General features: G+C 72.6%; 17 protein-coding genes. 5 read left to right on the forward strand and 12 right to left on the reverse strand.

What is annotated here, in order from left to right:
* The first annotated feature begins 112 nt into the window (after positions 1-112).
* Both HUN59_RS13740 and HUN59_RS13745 read left to right on the forward strand, forming a co-directional pair.
* A complete protein-coding gene (locus tag HUN59_RS13740) occupies positions 113-679 on the forward strand; it encodes a TIGR03086 family metal-binding protein (protein ID WP_174778655.1) in 567 nt (188 codons plus the stop codon).
* A 227-nt stretch (positions 680-906) separates the two neighbouring features.
* Positions 907-1,890: an aldo/keto reductase gene (locus tag HUN59_RS13745; RefSeq protein WP_144802289.1), complete on the forward strand. Its 984-nt coding sequence runs from the start codon at positions 907-909 to the stop codon at positions 1,888-1,890.
* 56 nt (positions 1,891-1,946) lie between these two features.
* Here the strand turns inward: HUN59_RS13745 and HUN59_RS13750 are convergent, their stop codons facing one another.
* On the reverse strand, positions 1,947-2,870 hold the full coding sequence (locus tag HUN59_RS13750; RefSeq protein ID WP_058743199.1) for an oxygenase MpaB family protein: 924 nt from the start codon (positions 2,868-2,870) through the stop codon (positions 1,947-1,949).
* 59 nt (positions 2,871-2,929) lie between these two features.
* Between HUN59_RS13750 and HUN59_RS13755 the strand changes: the two genes are divergently transcribed.
* Entirely contained in the window at positions 2,930-4,612 is a 1,683-nt protein-coding gene (locus tag HUN59_RS13755; protein WP_174778656.1) for a long-chain-fatty-acid--CoA ligase, read from the forward strand.
* On the opposite strand, the gene HUN59_RS13760 is transcribed toward HUN59_RS13755, so the two are convergent.
* From HUN59_RS13760 to HUN59_RS13805, 10 genes are all read right to left on the reverse strand, one after another.
* Positions 4,599-5,597 carry a DMT family transporter gene (locus HUN59_RS13760; protein ID WP_174778657.1) on the reverse strand — a complete coding sequence of 333 codons (999 nt, stop codon included), beginning with the start codon at positions 5,595-5,597 and terminating at the stop codon, positions 4,599-4,601. The genes HUN59_RS13755 and HUN59_RS13760 overlap by 14 nt on opposite strands.
* Entirely contained in the window at positions 5,594-7,579 is a 1,986-nt protein-coding gene (locus HUN59_RS13765; RefSeq protein ID WP_174778658.1) for an amino acid transporter, read from the reverse strand. Before HUN59_RS13765 ends, HUN59_RS13760 begins: the two co-directional genes overlap by 4 nt.
* A 45-nt stretch (positions 7,580-7,624) precedes the next feature.
* Entirely contained in the window at positions 7,625-8,473 is an 849-nt protein-coding gene (locus tag HUN59_RS13770; RefSeq protein ID WP_217483555.1) for an ABC transporter permease, read from the reverse strand.
* Positions 8,470-9,537, reverse strand: a complete 1,068-nt coding sequence (locus tag HUN59_RS13775; RefSeq protein WP_174778659.1) for an ATP-binding cassette domain-containing protein — start codon at positions 9,535-9,537, stop codon at positions 8,470-8,472. Before HUN59_RS13775 ends, HUN59_RS13770 begins: the two co-directional genes overlap by 4 nt.
* A gap of 51 nt (positions 9,538-9,588) precedes the next feature.
* Positions 9,589-10,344: a hypothetical protein gene (locus HUN59_RS13780; protein WP_174778660.1), complete on the reverse strand. Its 756-nt coding sequence runs from the start codon at positions 10,342-10,344 to the stop codon at positions 9,589-9,591.
* 120 nt (positions 10,345-10,464) lie between these two features.
* On the reverse strand, positions 10,465-12,162 hold the full coding sequence (locus HUN59_RS13785) for an inositol monophosphatase family protein (protein WP_174778661.1): 1,698 nt from the start codon (positions 12,160-12,162) through the stop codon (positions 10,465-10,467).
* On the reverse strand, positions 12,159-13,274 hold the full coding sequence (locus HUN59_RS13790) for an ABC transporter ATP-binding protein (protein ID WP_174778662.1): 1,116 nt from the start codon (positions 13,272-13,274) through the stop codon (positions 12,159-12,161). Before HUN59_RS13790 ends, HUN59_RS13785 begins: the two co-directional genes overlap by 4 nt.
* Positions 13,271-14,101, reverse strand: a complete 831-nt coding sequence (locus HUN59_RS13795; protein ID WP_174778663.1) for an ABC transporter permease — start codon at positions 14,099-14,101, stop codon at positions 13,271-13,273. The genes HUN59_RS13790 and HUN59_RS13795 overlap by 4 nt, the downstream gene beginning before the upstream one ends.
* Positions 14,098-15,159, reverse strand: coding sequence for an ABC transporter permease (locus HUN59_RS13800; protein WP_254629888.1), 1,062 nt, complete (start codon positions 15,157-15,159; stop codon positions 14,098-14,100). Before HUN59_RS13800 ends, HUN59_RS13795 begins: the two co-directional genes overlap by 4 nt.
* Entirely contained in the window at positions 15,156-16,331 is a 1,176-nt protein-coding gene (locus HUN59_RS13805; RefSeq protein ID WP_254629889.1) for an extracellular solute-binding protein, read from the reverse strand. The genes HUN59_RS13800 and HUN59_RS13805 overlap by 4 nt, the downstream gene beginning before the upstream one ends.
* A 172-nt stretch (positions 16,332-16,503) precedes the next feature.
* On the opposite strand from HUN59_RS13805, the gene HUN59_RS13810 reads away from it, so the two are divergent.
* Both HUN59_RS13810 and HUN59_RS13815 read left to right on the forward strand, forming a co-directional pair.
* A complete protein-coding gene (locus HUN59_RS13810) occupies positions 16,504-16,923 on the forward strand; it encodes a DUF3054 domain-containing protein (RefSeq protein ID WP_058742251.1) in 420 nt (139 codons plus the stop codon).
* Positions 16,924-16,985: 62 nt separating this feature from the next.
* On the forward strand, positions 16,986-17,963 hold the full coding sequence (locus HUN59_RS13815) for a LacI family DNA-binding transcriptional regulator (protein WP_254629890.1): 978 nt from the start codon (positions 16,986-16,988) through the stop codon (positions 17,961-17,963).
* A 25-nt stretch (positions 17,964-17,988) separates the two neighbouring features.
* Here the strand turns inward: HUN59_RS13815 and HUN59_RS13820 are convergent, their stop codons facing one another.
* On the reverse strand, positions 17,989-18,639 hold the full coding sequence (locus HUN59_RS13820) for a spermidine/putrescine ABC transporter substrate-binding protein (protein ID WP_174778666.1): 651 nt from the start codon (positions 18,637-18,639) through the stop codon (positions 17,989-17,991).
* Positions 18,640-18,773: the final 134 nt, after the last annotated feature.

Genomic DNA, 18,773 nt, shown 5'->3' on the forward strand with positions numbered 1-18,773 from the left:
GGCGTACCGTGACCGATGAACGACGGGAATCGCCCGCTCACGCCGGCCGTTCCACCAGGACCGGACAGACGTCGACCACCGACGACCCCTCCCGACGAACAGGAGCACCATCATGGCCACCGACTGGATCGCGCTGCAGGCCCTCGCGGCAGCCGAGTTCGGCCGCCGCGTCGACGCCGTCACCGACTGGGACGCCCCCACCCCCGACTCCGAGTGGACGACCCGGGACCTCGTCGCACACGTGATCGACGAGCAGCGGTGGATCCCGAAGCTCCTGACCGGGTGCGACTACGCGCAGGCCGAGGCCGACCTCGAGCCGATCGGCGCCGACCTGCCCGCCGAGTGGGCGAAGTACGCGGCGAACGCGACCGAGGCCTGGCGGAATTCGCCCGCTGACGTCCCGGTACACCTGAGTACCGACGTCGTGAGCGCGCGGCAGTACCTCACCGAGCAGACGAGCGACATCGCCATCCACACCTGGGACCTGGCACGGGCGACCGGTTCGGACGAGACGCTCCCCGACGATCTCGTCCGCGCGGTGTGGGAGTACTTCGAGCCGCAGATCGAGGACCTCGCCGCGACCGGCCTCTACGCAGCCCCGGTCGACGTCGACGACGACGCTCCGCTGCAGGTCCGCCTGCTCGCCGTCACAGGGCGCGATGCCAGGGTGAACGCATGAGCGATGCAACTTCCGCCGGTTCGAGCCGAGCGGGCGAAACGGACGACCACGACGACCTGGACGCAGCGGATTCCGCCCGTTCGCGCCGAGCGGGCGGAACGAGCGACCAGCCCGACCAGAACACAGCACACACCGCCCGCTCGACCACGGACGCCACCGCCCGCTCGACGAACGCGAACGAGGACCCGGGCCCCGGCAACCCGGACCCCAGCACCCCGAGCACCCGCGTGCCGACCACGCGCCTCGGAGCCTCCGGCCTGGAGATCAGCGGGGTCGTCCTCGGCATGATGTCGTACGGCCGGCCGGACCAGGGCGCGCACCCGTGGAGCGTGGACATCGACGACGCCAGGCCCTTCGTCCGCCGCGCGTACGAGGCCGGCATCACCGCGTTCGACACCGCCAACGTGTACTCCGCGGGCTCGAGCGAGGAGATCACCGGCACGCTCCTCAAGGAGATCGCTCCGCGTGAGGAGGTCCAGGTCTTCACCAAGGTCTTCAACCGCATGCGCCCCGGCCCGAACGGCGCCGGGCTGTCCCGCGCCGCGATCATGCACGAGATCGACGCCTCGCTCACCCGCCTCGGCACGGACTACGTGGACCTGTACCAGATCCACCGCTTCGACCCGCACACGCCGATCGAGGAGACGATGGAGGCGCTGCACGACGTCGTCAAGGCCGGCAAGGCGCGCTACCTCGGCGCGAGCAGCATGTGGACGTGGCAGTTCGCGCAGATGCAACACGTCGCGGAGCGCAACGGCTGGACGAGGTTCGTCAGCATGCAGGACCAGTACAACCTGCTCGAGCGCGAGGAGGAGCGCGAGATGCACCCGTTCGCGCAGGCGACAGGTGTCGGCGTGATCCCGTGGAGCCCGCTCGCCCGCGGTCGCGTCACCCGCCCCTGGGACGCGCAGGGCTCCGGCAGCCGCGCGGACACCGACGAGTTCGGCAAGACGCTCTACCGCCAGGACGAGGCCGCGAACCGCGCGATCGTCGACGCGGTGCAGCAGGTCGCCGAGGCGCGCGGCGCGAGCATGGCGCAGATCGCCCTCGCGTGGGTCGCCGGGAAGCCCGCGGTCAGCGCACCGATCATCGGCGCGACCAAGGAGCACCACATCGACGACGCGGTCGCCGCGACCGCGATCGAGCTCACCCCGGACGAGGTGTCGCGACTCGAGTCCGCCTACACACCGCGGGTGCCGTCCGGTTTCTGACGCACCGGGGGACGGACGGGAGGCACGGTGTCGGCTGGCACCGTGCCTCCGGTCCGTCAGTCGGTCGCGTCGGACGCGCCCTGCAGGCGGGCGATGCGGACGAGCGCTGCGCGCTCCGATCCGGGGGTGTTGCCGAGCACCGCACCGATCCCGTCGAGCACCACGCCCGCGACCTGACGGACGGGCAGGGCCACCGGGCCGACGGCCGGCGTCCGCAGGCCGAGCATCGAGCGGTGCCGCGGGTCGAGCGACAGGACCGCCCCGTCGAACAGCGCACGGTAACCGGGACGCAGCAGCCGCGCGAGCGGCGGGTCCTTGATGAACCGGACCACGTCGTGGGTGCGGGCGTCGGCCTTGAGCTCGCCGCGGTCGAGGTACCCGTTCATCTGCGCGCGGAGCTCGGACTCGGACTCGGGCGCGTCGTCGACGCCCATGAGGCGTCCGGCGATCGCCCACTCGCGGACGTAGGCGTCGGCTCCGCCGGGGATCGGCGCTCCCCAGACCTGCGCGCTGCGGAGGAACGCGTCGGTGAACGCGAGGTGCACCCAGCGGGCCAGGTCCGGGTCGTTCGCGGCGTACGGCCGGGTGACCCCGTGCCCGTCGACGTACTCGCCGACCACCCGCTCGTGCAGCTTCCGCACCCACTGGCTGGCGTGCGTGGCCTGTTCGGTGTCGCCGTGCGAGACCGTGTAGATCCAGCGGATGGTGCCGGCGAGGCGTCCGAACGGGTCCTCGCGGTAGCGGGAGTGGTCGGCGACGCCGGCGAGGGCGCCGGGGTGCAGCGCCTGCACGAGGAGCGCGCGGACGCCCGCGAGCACGGTGTGGTTGCCGCCGTGCACGGCCCAGGTGGCGGAGCCAGGCCCGAAGAAGCCGGCGTCGGAGCCCTGCTCGAGGGCGTCGATCCACTCGGGTCGTTCGGTGGCGCCGTTGGTGAAGGTGTCGTTGAGGCGGGTGCGGAACGCGTCGGACACGGAAGGCATGCACCCATCGTCCGTCGTGCCCCTGACAGTCGGCAGCACCCCGCCGGTAGGTTGGCCGGGTGAGCATCGACACGCCTCGTCCCTGGCTTGCCTCGTACGCCCCGGGGGTCCCGCACGACATCGAGGAGCCCACGGGCTCCCTCGCCGACATCGTGGAGCAGTCCGCGGCACGGTTCCCGGGGAAGGTGGCGCTCGAGTTCTTCGGCCGGACCACCACCTACGCGGACCTGCAGGAGCAGATCCTGCGCGCCGCGAACGGGCTGCGGAAGCTCGGCGTCACGGCGGGCGACCGGGTGGCCATCGTGCTGCCGAACTGCCCGCAGCACGTCGTGGCGTTCTACGCGGTGCTCCGGCTCGGCGCGATCGTCGTCGAGCACAACCCGCTCTACACGGCCCGCGAGCTCCGGCACCAGTTCGAGGACCACGGCGCGAAGGTCGCGATCGCGTGGGACAAGTCGGTCGCCACGCTGCAGGACTTCCCCGCCGACGTCGCCGTGGACGCGATCGTCTCGGTCGACCTGACCCGTGCGATGCCCCGCACGACGCGCCTCGCCCTGGCGCTGCCGGTCGCGAAGGCGCGGGAGTCCCGCGCGAAGCTGACCACGAACGTGCGCGGCACGACGAAGTGGGACGACCTGGTGTCGACGCGGAAGCTGTCGAAGCGACACCCGCGTCCGGCGACGAGCGACGTCGCCCTCATCCAGTACACGTCCGGCACCACCGGGGTGCCGAAGGGCGCGGTCCTCAGCCACCGGAACCTGCTCGCGAACGCCGCGCAGTCCCGTGCATGGGTGCCGCAGATCCGCCGCGGCGACAACACCGTGTACGCGGTGCTGCCGATGTTCCACGCGTACGGCCTGACGCTCTGCCTGACCTTCGCGATGAGCATGGCCTCGCGCCTGGTGCTCTTCCCGGCGTTCGACCCGGCCCTCGTCCTCAAGGCGATGAAGAAGCACCCGCCGACGTTCCTGCCCGCCGTGCCGCCGATCTACACGCGCCTGCAGCACGCCGCCGACTCGGCGAAGGTGTCGCTGCAGGGCATCGAGATCGGCATCTCCGGCGCGATGCCGCTGTCGCAGGACGTCGTCGAGCCGTGGGAGGCCCGGACCGGCGGGTACCTCGTCGAGGGCTACGGCCTGTCCGAGTGCTCCCCCGTGCTGATGGCGAACCCGGTCTCCCCGGAGCGGCGACTCGGCGCGATCGGTCTCCCGCTCTCGTCGACCGAGGCGCGTGTGGTCGACCCGGACGACCCGACGAAGGTGCTCGGCACGGGCGAGGCCGGTGAGCTCCAGGTGAAGGGCCCGCAGGTGTTCCGCGGGTACTGGGGCAAGGCCGAGGCGACCGACGAGGTCTTCACCCCGGACGGCTGGTTCCGCACCGGTGACGTGGTGTCGATCGACGCCGACGGCTTCGTCAGCATCGTCGACCGGCTCAAGGAACTCATCATCACCGGCGGCTTCAACGTGTCACCGTCCGAGGTCGAGGACGCCCTGCTCAAGCACCCGAGCGTGCGCGAGGTCGCGGTCGTCGGCATCACGCAGGGCGGCAACGAGCAGGTCGTCGCGGCCGTCGTGCCGAAGGACCCGGGGACGTTCGACGCCGAGGCGCTCCGCGCGTGGTCCCGCGACCAGCTCGCCGCCTACAAGGTGCCGCGACGGATCGTCGTGGTCGAGGACCTGCCGCGCTCGATGATCGGCAAGGTGCTCCGGCGCAAGGTGCGCGACCAGATCACCGGGAACTGACGCGGATCGATCGCTCCCGCGCTGCCGGGCGTCCACCCGGCAGCGCGAGCAGCGCCAGACCGCCGACCACGAGGGCGATGCCCACCCATCCGAGCATGCCGAGGTGCTCCCCGACGACGAGCACGGCGAGCACCGCGGCGACGACCGGCTCGAACAGCGACAGCAGCGTCGCGACCGAGGCACTGACGCTCCGGAGTCCGACGGCGTACAGGGAGTGCCCGAGCACCGTCGGCACGAGCGCCAGGTAGAGGAACACCGGCCAGTTCGCCCCGAGCACGAGCGTGTCCCGACCGGCGACCAGGGCGAGGCCGACCAGCGGCAGCGCCGCGAGCCCGAACACCGCACCCAGGACGCCGCGCGCGTCACCGACGCCCGGTCCGCGCGCCGGCTCCGGCGCAGGGACCGGCACGGGCACGGTCCGCGTGGCCGCGTGCATCCCGCGCGCGACCGCCCACGAGTACGTCGCGTACGTCAGCCCGGCGAGCAGTGCACTCGCGAGCCCCACCAGCAGCGCCCCGGAGCCCGCGGCCTCGGAGCGTGCGAGCGTCACGAGCACCATGCCGGCGACGCTCACCACGGTCGCCAGGACCCACCTGCCGGTCACGCGCCGACGGTCGGCGACCCACTCGACCAGCCCGGCGAACACCGGCGACGACCCGATCGCGACCGTGGTGCCGAGCGCGACCCCCGCGTCGGCGAGCGCGGCGTAGAAGGCCACCGCGTAGACGACGAGCGACGCGGCGCCGAGCAGCACCCAGCCGCGGGTCCCCGCCCGGCCGAGGGCGCGGACCGCCGGGCGACCGGTCGTCGCGGCGAGCAGGAGTCCGCCGAGCCCGAACGTGACGGCCCCGAACACGAACGCCGGGACCCCGGGGGCGAAGTGCGTCGCGGTGCCGGTCGTGCCCCACACCGTGGCGGCGACGAGCACCGCCACGGACCCGCCGAGCGGCCGGGAGGCGCGGTGCACGACCGCCCCGTCGGTCACGACACGTGGACGGTCGGCCGCCGGTTCACGTCCGGTTCGGCTTCGCGGAGGACCTCTCGCGTGACCGGGGCGACGTCACCGACGCCCGTGAAGACGAACCGGATCGCGTTCCGGATCGGGTTGCCCTCGTTCCACTCGAAGTAGATGCCCGGCACGACCCCGGCGATGTCCCGGATCGCGAGCAGCGTCGACGCGATCGTGTTCGGCACGTTGCCCGAGCGCACCTTGAGCACGCGGTGCCCGTGCACGACGTGGCCCTCGACGAGCAGGTCCTCCTCGAAGTCCGACGAGTCGGCGGGGAGCACCTCGAGGAACATGGTCGGCACGCGGGCGGGAATGCCGGAGTCGCGTCGTTCCTCGCGTCCCTTCGCCTGGTAGGCGGCAGCGGTGCCGGCACCCGGCTCGTTCGCGATGATGCACACGGCGCTGAACTGGTCGGCGTCGGCCTCGATGAACTGCCGGGCGACGGCGTCGAGCTCGATCGAGGACGCCCGCAGCTCGAACGACCGGCGGACGCGGGAGACCAGCGAGACGACCACGATCGCGACGATGAACACGGCGGCGATCCGGACGCCGTCCGGCCGTTCGATGATGTTCGCGACGGTCGTGTAGACGAACACGACGGTGATGACCCCGAAGGCGACCACGCGCTTCCGCTGCTGCTTCCGGCGCGCGGACAGCGTCACCGCGAAGGCGGCGCTCGTGATGAGCACGAGGACACCGGTCGCGTACGCCCCGCCCTGCGCGTCGACGTTCGCCTCGAACAGGATCGTGATGGCGAAGGCGATGAGCGTGAAGATGATCACGAGCGGACGCGTCGCACGGGCCCACTGCGGCGCCATCCCGTAGCGGGGCAGGAACCGGGGCACCAGGTTGAGCAGGCCCGCCATCGCGCTCGCACCGGCGAACCACAGGATCGCGACCGTCGAGAAGTCGTACACCGAGCCGAAGACGTTGCCGAGGTAATCGTGCGCCAGGAACGCCAGGGCCCGACCGTTCGCCTGCCCACCGGGCTGGAACTCGCGCTGCGGGATGAGGAACGTCGTCGCGATCGACGACGTGATGAGGAACGAGCTCATGATGATCGCCGCGGTGGTGAGCAGGCGACGCGTCCCCCGGATGCGGCCCTCGGGGCGTGCGCTCGTGCCGTCGGCCGCGTCGCCGCGGACCTGCGGCATGACCGCGACGCCGGTCTCGAAGCCGGACAGGCCGAGTGCGAGCTTCGGGAACACCACGAGCGCGATGCCGATCATCACGAGGGGGTTGCTGTGCTGCGTGGTGAGGCCGGTCCACCAGTCGTCGACCACGACGGGACGCTCGAACACGTGCCAGAGCGCGACCCCCACGACGACGGCGTTGAGCGTCAGGTACACGGCGACGAGCCCGACGGCGATGCCGATCGCCTCCTTGAAGCCGCGGAGGAACACGACGCCGAGCAGCAGGAGGAGCGCGAGCGTCAGGGGCACCGGGATGTCGGTGAACCAGTGCGGCGTGAAGGGGTTCTCGGCGATGTGCGCCGTCGCGTCGGCGGCCGACAGCGTCATGGTGATCATGAAGTCGGTCACCGCGAAGCCGAGCAGCACGAGCACGAAGAGCTTCCCCGCCCACCAGGGCAGGAGCTTCTCGAGCATCATGATCGAGCCGGCACCCTTGAAGCTGTCCTGCGCGACCCGGCGGTACACCGGGAGCGCACCGAACAGGGTCACGAGGACGAGCACGATGGTGGCGATCGGGGACAGCAGCCCGGCGGCGAGGGCCGCGATGGCCGGCTGGTACCCGAGCGTCGAGAAGTAGTCGACGCCGGTCAGGCACATGACCCGCCACCACGGGTGGGTCTTCTCGACCTCGACCTGGTGCGGTCCCTGGTGCGAGGCCCCCTGGTCGGCTCCGTGCAGCATCCAGCGACGGAGCCTGGTGCTCCGGTCGGGGGCCTGCTCGGTGGCGTCGCTCTGGGCGGCGCGCTCGGCATCGGTCGCTGTCACGAGAGACGATGGTAAGCGGTCCCGGTGGTCCGCGGGAGCACGGGTCTACTTCGCGCTGATCCGGGTGTACTTGTCCACCGCCCACGGCACGAAGACCGCGAGCATCACGGCGATGCCGACGAGCACGGTGAGCACCGGGTGCTGCATCGTCCAGACGTCCGGCACGGGCGCCGTCCCGACGTTCCCGAACAGCTCACGCGCGGCCTGCACGAGGGACGACACCGGGTTCCACTCCGCGAACACGCGCAGCACGAGCGGCATCGTCTCGCTCGGCACGAACGCGTTCGAGATGAACGTCAGCGGGAACAGGATCATGAACGAGGCGTTGTTGATGACCTCCGGGGTCTTCACGCTCATCCCGAGCAGTGCCATCACCCAGCTGAACGCGTAGCTGAAGAGCAGCAGCAGCCCGACCCCGGCGAGGAACTCGTGCGGCGCGGACTGCACCCGCCACCCCACGGCGAGGCCGGTGGCCATCATGATCACCATCGAGATCCCGTTGAGCACGAGGTCCGAGTTCGTCCGCCCGACCAGCACGGCCGAGGCCGACATCGGCAGGGTCCGGAAGCGGTCGATCAGCCCCTCCTTCAGGTCCTGCGCCATCGCGGACCCGGAGAACGTCGCCCCGAACACGACGGTCTGGGCGAAGATCCCCGCCATCAGGAACTGCGTGTAGTCCGTCCCCCGCACCTGGATCGCGCCGCCGTAGACCTGGCTGAAGAGCAGCACGAACATGATCGGCTGCAGGACCGCGAACACGAGCATGTCCGGGGACCGCTTGATCTTCACGAGGTTCCGCTTCGTGACGGTCCAGCCGTCCTCGAACCAGACCGCGACGGGCGACGTGACGACGACGGGCAGCTGGCGTCCGGACGCCGTGCCGACGGCGGTCACCGGACACGCTCCGCAGCCTGGTCCGCCGTGTCGGCCGACGTCGTGCCGTGGTCACCGCGACCCCGCCGGGAGGACCGCCCCGGCCCCGCCCCGCCGGTCGCCGCCGCCTCGTCCGCCGTCGCGGCGTGCCCGGTGAGCCGGAGGAACACGTCGTCGAGGGTCGGGCGCCGCATGCCCGCGTCGTGCAGCTCGATCCCGGCGGCGCCGAGGTCGGCGAGCACCCGCTGGAGGGCGGCCGGACCGGCCTCGACCGCGATGCCCGAGGTCCGGCGGTCGCCGGAGGTCTCGACCGCGCCGACCCCGTACCGCTGCAGCACCGTGTGGACCGCGTCCGCGTCGGCCGGGTCGACGAGCGTGACGACCACGCGGTGGCCGCCGACCTGGGCCTTGAGCTCGTCGGCGGTGCCCTCGGCGATCACCGTGCCGTCGTCGATCACGGCGATGTCGTCGGCGAGCTGGTCGGCCTCCTCCAGGTACTGCGTGGTGAGCAGCACGGTCGCGCCGTCCGACACGAGGCCCTCGATGATGCCCCAGAGCGCCAGGCGGCTGCGCGGGTCGAGGCCGGTGGTCGGCTCGTCGAGGAACAGCACGCGCGGGTTCATCACGAGCGCACCAGCGAGGTCGATGCGCCGTCGCATGCCGCCGGAGAAGCCCTTGACGGGGCGGTCCCCGGCCTCGGCCAGGTCGAAGACCTCGATGAGCTCCCGCGCCCGCTGCCGCGCCGTCCGGCGACCGAGGTGGTACAGCCGCCCGATCATCTCGAGGTTCTCGAACCCGGTCAGGTTCTCGTCGACCGCCGCGTACTGCCCGGACACGCCGATCGAGCGCCGGGTGGCCTGCGGGTCGGCCACGACGTCGACGCCGTCGATCGTCGCGGTGCCGGAGTCGGGCGTGACCAGGGTGGTCAGCACCTTGACGGTCGTGGTCTTGCCCGCGCCGTTCGGCCCGAGGAGCGCCGTAACGGTCCCCTCGGGCACGGACAGGTCGAGCCCGGCCAGGGCGTGCACGGGGCCGGACTTCGACCGGTACGTCTTGGTCAGCCCGGAGGCCTCGATGATTGCCATGCCGCTCCTTCGTCGGACATGCTCGGTGTCGGAGGGTCGGTGGCCTCGGCGTCAGACGTCGAATCCGCCGCCCATGTCGCCACCGAAGTCGTCGAAGCCGCCGCCGCCCCCGAAGTCGGAGCCGCCACCGTCGTCGTACGACGCGTTCTCGGCACCAGTGTCCTCCGGACCGCCGTCACCCGCAGCATCGGTACCGCCGTCGAACGATCCCGCGTCCGGCAGGAAGGCGCTCATGATCGCCGAACCGATGACGTAGCCGGCGACCGTGCCGAGGATCGAAGCACCGATCATCCTCCCGAACGAGGGACCGCCGCGCTGGCCCATCGCGCCGGCACCGCCGCCCATCCCGCCGAGCGACCGCTCCATGAACCCGGGCTGCCGGATCTCGGATCGCGTCGCCGCCTGGGCCAGGGAACGGGGGTCGTCCCCGCGCGGGGCCTCGCCGGCGGGCGCCGACCGGGTGAACTCGTCGTAGACCATCCGGCGCTGCTCGGGCGACAGGGTGGCGAACGCCTCGGCGTGGACCTCCTCGATGCGCTCCGGCGGTGCCGTGCGGAGGAGGTAGCGGTACCGTTCGACGGCCCGCTCGTCCTCGGCGGTCCCGCCCGCTCCCCTGGCGTCCGGCTGCTGCGGCGGGACCTGGTAGGACTGCTGCCCGTACCGGTACCCCTGCTGCTGCGCGGGCTGCTGCGGCTGCCCCCACTGCTGCTGCCCCCACTGCGGCTGTCCGGCCTGCGGCTGCCCCCACTGGTCCGGCGTCTGGCGGTCCCGGTCGGGACGGCCGAGCAGACGGTCGAGGAATCCCATGGCGATGCTCCTTCGGTGCGGGACGGCCCGGTCGGGACGTGCCGTGGACTGCCACCCTAGGGAGCGGCGACGACCGCTGACTGTACGCACGCACAGAGTCGGCCGAGAGCCCTCGCCCGCTCAGCTCGACGCGCCCCGACCCGCCGCCGACCCCGCGGCGAGCGCCGCCTTCCACACCGCGTGCAGCTCGTCCGCGGCGCCCGGGTGGGCGACGAGGAACGGCTCCCCCTCGGGCGGGAACCCGTCGACGGGACCACCCCGTGTGAGCACGACGCCACCGGCCTCGTGCACGAGCAGCACCGCGGCACCGTGGTCGACCGGTGAGAACGCACCGACGCAGCCCCCGACGCCCCGACCCGCGGCGACCTGGGCGATCGTCATCGTGCCCGAGCCCTGGACCCGCAGCGTGCACGACCGGTCGGCGAGGGCGCGCAGGAACGCCTCGAAGCCCGGCCACGGCCGGTGACCGTCCAGCTCGGTGCCCACGACGGCCCCGGCGAGGGAGCGCGGGACGTCGTCGAGCCGGAGCGGGCGCTCCCGGAGCACCGCGCCGCGCCCCCGCCGGGCCTCGAGGACCTCGCCGCGCCACGGGTCGGCGACGACCCCGACGAGCGGACGTCCGCCCCGGACCAGGCACAGCGACATCGCGGTCCACGGCACGCCGTTGACCAGGTTCGTCGTGCCGTCGACGGGGTCCAGGTACCAGCGGTGGCGGTCGCCGGGGGACGCGCCGTACTCCTCGCCCGTGAAGCCGTGCGTCGGGAACGCGCTGCGGACCCGGGAGCGGACGAACTGCTCGACCATCCGGTCGACGTCGGTCACGAGGTCCGCGACGTGCGCCTTCGTCGCGACCTCGCCGACGGGGTGCTCGCGCGTGAACGCGATCACCTCGTGCGCCAACCGGTGCGCGAGCGCCTGCGCCCGCGAGGCGACCTCGGTCTCGGTCGGCTCCCGGTCCCCGGCGTCCGGTGCGCGGCGCGCGGCGGCCTCGACCGCCGCCCGGACCAGGCCGACGTCGTTCGTGGTGATCGAGTCGACGCCCTGCGCGGCGGCCCAGGCGGCCGGCTCGGCCTCGTCGACGGTCCACACCGAGACCTGCAGGCCGAGGGCGTGCGCCGTGGTGACGGTGTCGGGCGTCAGGAACGCGAGCTCCAGGTTGAGCGTGGAGGGTGCGAGCTCGTCGAGGTCCTCGGGCCTGGGCGGCAGCAGCGACTCCCACGCCAACCAGACGTCGGCGTCCGGGAGCACCGAGCGCACCGCGACCATCGCCGGCACCGAGCCGCACCAGGCGACGGGGACCGACCCGCCGTGCCCGGCGACCGTGCGGGCGGCGACGACGGCGTCCTCCGGGTCGGTCAGGTCGACGAGCAGCGTGGTGGACTCGCCGTCCAGCCGTTCGAGCACGGCGTCGAGCCGCGGGATGCGGTCGATCCCGTTGCCGAGCCGGGCGACGTCGCACCAGTCGACGTCCGCGACGCGGCGGGCGTCGCCCCACATCCGGCCGAGGGTCTCGTCGTGCAGCAGGACCGCGACGCCGTCCGCCGTGCGTCGGACGTCGACCTCGATCGTCTCCGCGCCGAGCGCCGCCGCGACGGCGACCGCCGGGAGCGTGTTCTCGCGCCGGACCCGCGGCGCACCGCGGTGGGCGACGAGGCGTGGCGGACGGGCACCGTGCCTCCCGGCCGGACCAGGGGGTGCCACCGCGACGGACGCGGCGGACCCGACCACGTCGTCCGACGCGGCGGACCCGACCGCCGGGACGGACACGGCGGACGCGACCGGACCGACCACGTCGGCCGCGCGCTGCGCGGCGGTCACCGGACCACCTCGGCGAGCAGGCCGGCACGGTAGACCAGGACCTCGCCCAGCCGCACGCCGGTCTCGCTCCCGACCGCGGGTGGCGGCCCGGTCACGTACGCCCGGAGCTCGGCGTCGTCCGCGGCGAGGACGACCTCGGCGAAGTGCCCGCGCACCAGGACGCGCGCGACGGTCGCGCGGAGCGGCGAGTCCTCGCAGAGCGTCACCTGCTCCGGTCGGACGAGCACCGTGTCGTCCGCACCGACGGTCGCGGGCGTCCCGGTCAGGAACCGACCGGTCACCGTGATCGTGGACCCGATGAAGCCGGCGACGAACAGCGTGGCCGGTCGGGCGTAGAGCGCCGCGGGCGTCGCGATCTGCTCGATCCGACCGTCGTGCATGACCGCGATCCGGTCCGAGATGCTGAGCGCCTCGTCCTGGTCGTGCGTGACGATCACGGTCGTGATCCCGAGGCGCTGCTGGATGCGCCGGATCTCGTCGCGCACACCGACGCGGAGTTTCGCGTCGAGGTTCGACAGCGGCTCGTCGAGGAGCAGCACGTCCGGCTCCTGCACGACCGCGCGCGCGAGCGCGACGCGCTGCTGCTCGCCACCCGAGATCGCGGTCGGCTTCGAGGTCGCGTGGTGCGTCAGCCCCACCAGCTCGAGCGCGGCGCGCACCCGCTCCGACGTCTGTGCCTTCGGCACGCGACGGGTGCGGAGCGGGAACGCCACGTTCTGCGTGACCGTCATGTGCGGCCAGAGCGCGTAGTTCTGGAACACCATCGCGCTCGGCCGGCGCTCCGGCCCGAGGGTCGTCACGTCCCGGTCGCCCATGGTCACCACGCCGGCGTCGGCCGTCAGGAACCCCGCGACCATCCGGAGCGTGGTCGTCTTGCCGCATCCGGAGGGCCCGAGCAGCGAGACGAGCTCGCCCGGTGCGACGTCGAGGTCGATGCCGGCGACGACGTCGCGCCCGCCGAGGGTCTTCCGCAGACCGTGCACGGACAGTCCGGTGGACTTGCTGCGGTCCTGCGCGGGGTCGAGGGATCCGGCCGGGAGGCGCGTGGCGCGGTCCGTGAGCAAGGGTGCGTCCGTCATCTGGTCGCCCTTCTGGGTGGTCGTGTCGGTCATCGGATCTGGAAGCCGTCCGCCAGACGGCCGCCCATGACGTGCTTCCGCGCCAGGGTCATGAGCAGGACGGACGGGATGCTCAGCGCGATCGCGAACACCGCCGAGACCTGCCGCGGCGAGTTCAGGACGAGCGAGTACATCTCGGTCGGCATCGTCATGTAGGTCGGGGCGCCGACGAGGTACGTGCCCTGGGCCTCGTCGAACGAGGCGAGGAACGACATCACGACGGCGACCAGGATCCCCGGCCACGCGATCGGCAGCGTGACGGTCGTGAAGGTGCGCCAGCGGCCGGCGCCGGCGTCGCGGGCGGCCTCCTCGAGGGAGCGCGGGACGGCGGAGAACGCGGCGGCGGGCAACCACGTCATGAACACCACGCACCCGAGGACGTGCACGATGAGGATCCCCGCGACGGTGTTCATCAGGTCGAGCGCGGTGAACATCGCGGACATCGTCACGAACAGGCCCATCTTCGGGAACGCGTTCGTCGCGAACAGCCCGACGAGCACCACCCGACGCCCCGGGAAGTCGATCCGGCTGATCGCCCACGCCGCCGGCAGGCACACCACGGCCGCGATGGCCACCGTGAGCGGGGCGAGCACGAGCGAGTTCTGCACCGCGACGCCGAGCCCCGGGTCGTCGAACACGGTGGTCCACCAGCGCAGCGTCCACCCGTCCGGCAGCAGGTTCGGGTAGGTCCAGCTCGTCGCGAACGCGCGGGCCGCGAGCCACAGGAGCGGGCCGGCGATGAACACCGCCAGCACGGCCGCGGTGGCCCACACGAGCGCGGTCCCGGTGGCGCGCCGGATCGTCCCGCCGTGCTGCGTCATCGTGCTGCTCCCTTCGTCGCGAGCTCCCGTGCGTTCGCCCGCACGGTGGAGCGGATGTAGAAGACGCTCGCCGCGGCCGCGAAGGCGAACACGACGAACGCCATCGCGGTGGACTGCTGCGGGCGGTTGTACGCCTGGAAGTACTTCGCGATGTCGACACCGAGCATCGACGGGGCGTTCGGGCCGGTGAAGTACGGCACCGTGAACGACCCGAGGACCCCGATCACCGTGAAGGTCGTCGCGATCACGAGCGGGGTCGCGGCCATCGGCAGGAGCACCCGGAAGACCACCCGCCACGTCCCCGCGCCGGCGTCCCGGGCCGCGTCGACGAGCGCGTCGGGCACGCCCTGCAGCGCACCCGCGATCATGAGCACCGCGAACGGCAGGCTCGTCCAGACGCTGCCGAAGACGACCGCCACCAGGGTGTACCCCCACACCGGCAGGTCGAGCCCGACCTGTGCGCCGAGGCTCCTGACGAACCCCTGGCCGTCCGTGAAGGTCAGCACCGACCAGCTCGCGATGACGACCGGCACGAAGATCGGCACGACCGCCAGGACGCTGAGCGTCGACCCGACCACACCGCCGCGGAGCCGGAGCACGACCGCGACGACGACCGCGAGCGCGACCGTCAGGCCGGTCGACAGCGCGGTCACGCAGAGCGTCGCAACCAGGTCGCGGCGGAAGACCGGGTCGCCGAGCAGCGCGCCGTAGACCGCGAACGAGAACCCGTGCACGGTGTCCTGCCCGATGTCGGCGAGCGCCTGGTTGAGGCCGCCGGTGGAGCCGAGCGAGAACAGTCCGGCGTTCACCACGGGGACGCCGACGAAGAGCACGACGACGAGCACCGGGGCGGCGACGAGCGCGAGCCCGGTCCAGGCGGCGCGGCGCCGACGGCGGCGCTCCTCCGGCGGAGGACCGGCTTGCGGGCGCGGGGGCCGGGACGGACCGGTGCGGCCGGTCAGTGCCGGCGACGGAGCCGGCGACGGAGCCGGCGACGGGGCGGGCGGGAGGCCCGTGGCGGAGTCGCCACGGGCCTCCCGGTCGGTCACCTGCGTCACTGCGGGACCTTCGCGTCCCACGCCGCGTTCATGTCGGCGGCGAACTGGCTCTGGAAGCCGAGGCGGAGAGTCGACGGGTCGGCGTCGGCGAACTGCTGGGCGACCGACTTCGGGAGCGAGTCGAGCGGGACCACCGGGTAGCCGGAGACGGCGCTCGCGACGAGCTGCTGCCCCTTCGACGACAGGACGAAGTCGGCGAGTTCCTCCGCGGCCTGCTTCTTGGCCTCCGGCTCGGTCTTCGGGATGCCGAGGAAGCTCGCGCTCCCGGTGAACGACGGGTCGGAGATCTGCGTGAAGGCGACGTCCTTGCCGATCGTGCCGGCCTTCTGCGCGGTGATGAACTGGTCGCTCCACACCGGGGCCATGGCGATCTGCCCGGAGCCGAGGAGCTGCAGGACCTGGTCGTTGCCGTTCGGGTACACGCCCTTCTGGTACGTCGACGGGCCGAGGTCCCTGAGGGTCTGGAACCCCTCGTCCCACTTCGACTCGAGCGACTTGTCGTACGAGGTCTGCATCGTCGCCTGCTCGGCCTTGGACATGTACTTCGCGAGCACCGTCATGACGAACGCGCCGCCCGAGCCGCCCGACGCCGGGGAGTTGTAGGCGAACTCCCCCGGGTGCTGCTCGATCCACGCCAGCAGGTCGTCGAGGGTCTTCGGCGGGTCGGTGACCTTCTTCGTGTCGTAGGCGAGCAGGACGCTCGACGCCCGGTACGGGATCGCGGCGTCGCCGCCCTGACGCTTCGTCGCCGCGGGGACGTTCTTCAGGTTCGGGATCGCGCTGGCGCTGACCGTGGACAGGAGCCCGGCCTTGCCGACGGTGGCGACCCAGCCGGCGTCGACCAGGTCGTACGCGACGGTCTTGTCCGCCTTGACCGCGGTGGCCAGGTTCGCCTGGGTCTGGGCGTCGTGCTGCCCGTGCAGGTCGATGCTCGTCGAGACGTGGACGTTCGGGTGGGCCTTCTCGAACGCGGGGATGAGCGACCCGTCCCAGAGTGCCTGGACGTTGGTGTCGCCGCTGATGAACACGGTGAGGTTCGTGGTGCCCGTGCTCGCGTCGTCACCGGCGCTCGAGGCGTTCGCGCTCTGGACGCAGCCGGACAGGGCGACGGCTGCGGTGGCGGCGATCGCGATGCCGGCGAGGGACCGGGGGTGCACGGCTCGTGTCTTCACGTCGGGGGTCTCCTGGTTCGTGGGGTCGGGAGGTGCGGGAACGTTCCCGCACGGTGGTCGAGTGTGGCGACCCCGGGTGAACGACGGGTGCCGGAGACGTCGCCACCCGGTGAACTCGACGTACCGGGACGTTCAGGCTCCGGCCCACTGCGCAGCCTGCGATGATGACGGCATGCACGCACGCACCCGTACCTGGACCGCTGCGGTCGTCGACGTCGTCCTGGTCGTCGCGTTCGCGACCATCGGGCGTTCGTCGCACGGCGAGGCGACCTCGGCCGCCGGCGTCTGGACGACCGCGTACCCGTTCCTCGCCGGGTGGCTCGTCGGCTTCCTCGTCGTCCGGGCCTGGCGTGCGCCGATGCGTGTGTGGCCCACGGGCGTGGTCGTCTGGGTGGCCACGGTCGTCGTCGGGCTGCTGCTCCGCGTGCTGACCGGTCAGGGGGACGTCTCCGGCGACCCCCTCCCGCTGTCGTTCGTGATCGTCGCGACGATCGTCCTCGCCGTGTTCCTGGTCGGGTGGCGCGCGGTCGTGGCCGCGGTCACCGGCGCGCGTCGCTCGCGCCGGACCCGGCACCCCGCGGCGGGCAGGTGAGCGGCGAGGCCGACGGCGACCGGCAACCCCGGGGGCGCGGCGCACAACCGACGATCCTCGACGTGGCAGCCCGCGCGGGCGTCTCGAAGTCCGCGGTGTCCCGGGTGCTGTCCGGTACCGGACGGTTCTCCGACGAGACCCGTGAGCGCGTCGAACGTGCTGCGGCCGAGCTCGGGTACGTCGCGAACGCCATGGCGCGGGGGCTCGTCAGCGGCCGCACGCACACCATCGGGATGCTCGTCCGTGACGCCTCGTCGATGGTCTACACCGCGCTGCACGCCGTGATGGAACGGCGGGCCTCCGAGCTCGGCTACCGCGTCGTGACCACCACCGGGGTCGGACGCGTGCAGGACGAGAAGTCCGCACTGGCCGCCCTCGTGTCGATGCGCGTCGACGGGCTCGTGGTCTGCAGCGGCCTCATGCCCGCGGCGGAGATCGCCGAGTTCGCGCCCCGCATCGCGACGGTCGTCGCCGGAAGGCCCGAGCTGCACCCGGCGCTGTCGAGCGTGTACTGCGACGAGACGCACGGCGGCGCGACGATCGCGGACGCGGTCGTCGCAGCGGGTCACCGGACCGCGGTCGTGCTCACCGTCCCGGTCGGCGACGCCCTGACCCAGCACGCTCGCACCCACGCGATGGTCGAGCGGCTCCGGGAGCGCGGGGTGCGCGTGGTCGACCTCGACGCGAGCTTCGTCCGACCGGTGTCCGAGCTGGCGGCGGACGTCCAGGACGTCGTGCGCGAGTCCGGTGCCACGGCCGTGATGTGCCCGACCGACCGGCTGATGCTCGAGCTCTGCGACGCGCTGTCCCGCCGCGGGATCCGTGTGCCCGAGGACCTCTCGGTGACCGGGTTCGACGGGGTCTTCCCGCTGGCCAACGACTGGATCGGCTTCACGACCCTCGAGCAGCCCATCGAGCGGATCGGCCGTGAGGCCATCGACCTCGTCGTCGGCCGCATCGACGACCCTTCGCGCCCGGTCGAGCACCGGTCGCTCCGCGGCACCGTCATCCCGGGTCGGACGCTCCGCGCGGTGACCTGACGATCGCCGCGCTGGTGCTGCCTGCTCAGAACAGGCCGTCGCGAGTGGCCTCCGGGCCGTCGAACCCGCGGAACATGTCCGACACGAGCGCCGCGATCTGCGGTTCCACCAGGCGCTCGACGGCCTCGGCGATCCGCGGACGGTGTTCCACGAACGCCAGGCACACGGCCGTCCCGGTCGCGCGGGCGCACTCGTCGGACAGGGCGATCTCGTGCCGGAGCGCGGCCTTCGCTTCCTCGGACAGGGGTTCGCGCGGGGTTTGCTCCGCGGCGCCCGTGCCGGTCAACTCGCCGAGGGTGAACAGGAACGGCTCCCCCGCCGAGGGTTCCGGGTCGACGTCGAGTCCCTGGAACTCGGGCGACAGTCCCTCGGTCGGCTGGTACCCCGCGTGCCGCTTCCGTGCCGCGGCCCGTTCGAGCTCGCGCTGCAGCAGCGGGAGGTTCTTCGCCGTGTAGTCGTCCACGGCGTCCTCGATGATCGTCGAGATCCGCCCGATCAGTGCGTGCTGCACGGCGTGCGGGACGTCCGGCCCGAAGCCCGCCGCCGAGGCGATCGGCGACCCGGTGCACTTCCGGCAGATCCGGGTCCGCGGCCGTGCGGTCCCGATCTGCCACCGCGGCAGCCAGCGGAGCCACACGTCGACGGCGCCGCGCACACGCCCGTCGATGCCGTCCATCCCTCAACAGTAGGCCGCGACACGCCGTTCACCCCGGGACCGCGCGCGAGCGGGCGGAATCCGCGGCGCGCGTCCGCCTGAGCCATCCGTTCCCGCCCACTAGAGGGGGTGGGCGCTCCCGCGTCGGACGCGCG

The organism is Curtobacterium sp. Csp2 (assembly GCF_013347165.1).

What these genes read in the sequence shown, in the direction of transcription:
- HUN59_RS13775 (WP_174778659.1), bottom strand. Translation starts at nt 9,537, where the DNA reads ATGGCAATCATCGAGGCCTCCGGGCTGACCAAGACGTACCGGTCGAAG.
- HUN59_RS13790 (WP_174778662.1), bottom strand. Translation starts at nt 13,274, where the DNA reads ATGACCGACACGACCACCCAGAAGGGCGACCAGATGACGGACGCACCC.
- HUN59_RS13780 (WP_174778660.1), bottom strand. Translation starts at nt 10,344, where the DNA reads ATGGGATTCCTCGACCGTCTGCTCGGCCGTCCCGACCGGGACCGCCAG.
- HUN59_RS13820 (WP_174778666.1), bottom strand. Translation starts at nt 18,639, where the DNA reads ATGGACGGCATCGACGGGCGTGTGCGCGGCGCCGTCGACGTGTGGCTC.
- HUN59_RS13795 (WP_174778663.1), bottom strand. Translation starts at nt 14,101, where the DNA reads ATGACGCAGCACGGCGGGACGATCCGGCGCGCCACCGGGACCGCGCTC.
- HUN59_RS13750 (WP_058743199.1), bottom strand. Translation starts at nt 2,870, where the DNA reads ATGCCTTCCGTGTCCGACGCGTTCCGCACCCGCCTCAACGACACCTTC.
- HUN59_RS13810 (WP_058742251.1), top strand. Translation starts at nt 16,504, where the DNA reads ATGCACGCACGCACCCGTACCTGGACCGCTGCGGTCGTCGACGTCGTC.
- HUN59_RS13740 (WP_174778655.1), top strand. Translation starts at nt 113, where the DNA reads ATGGCCACCGACTGGATCGCGCTGCAGGCCCTCGCGGCAGCCGAGTTC.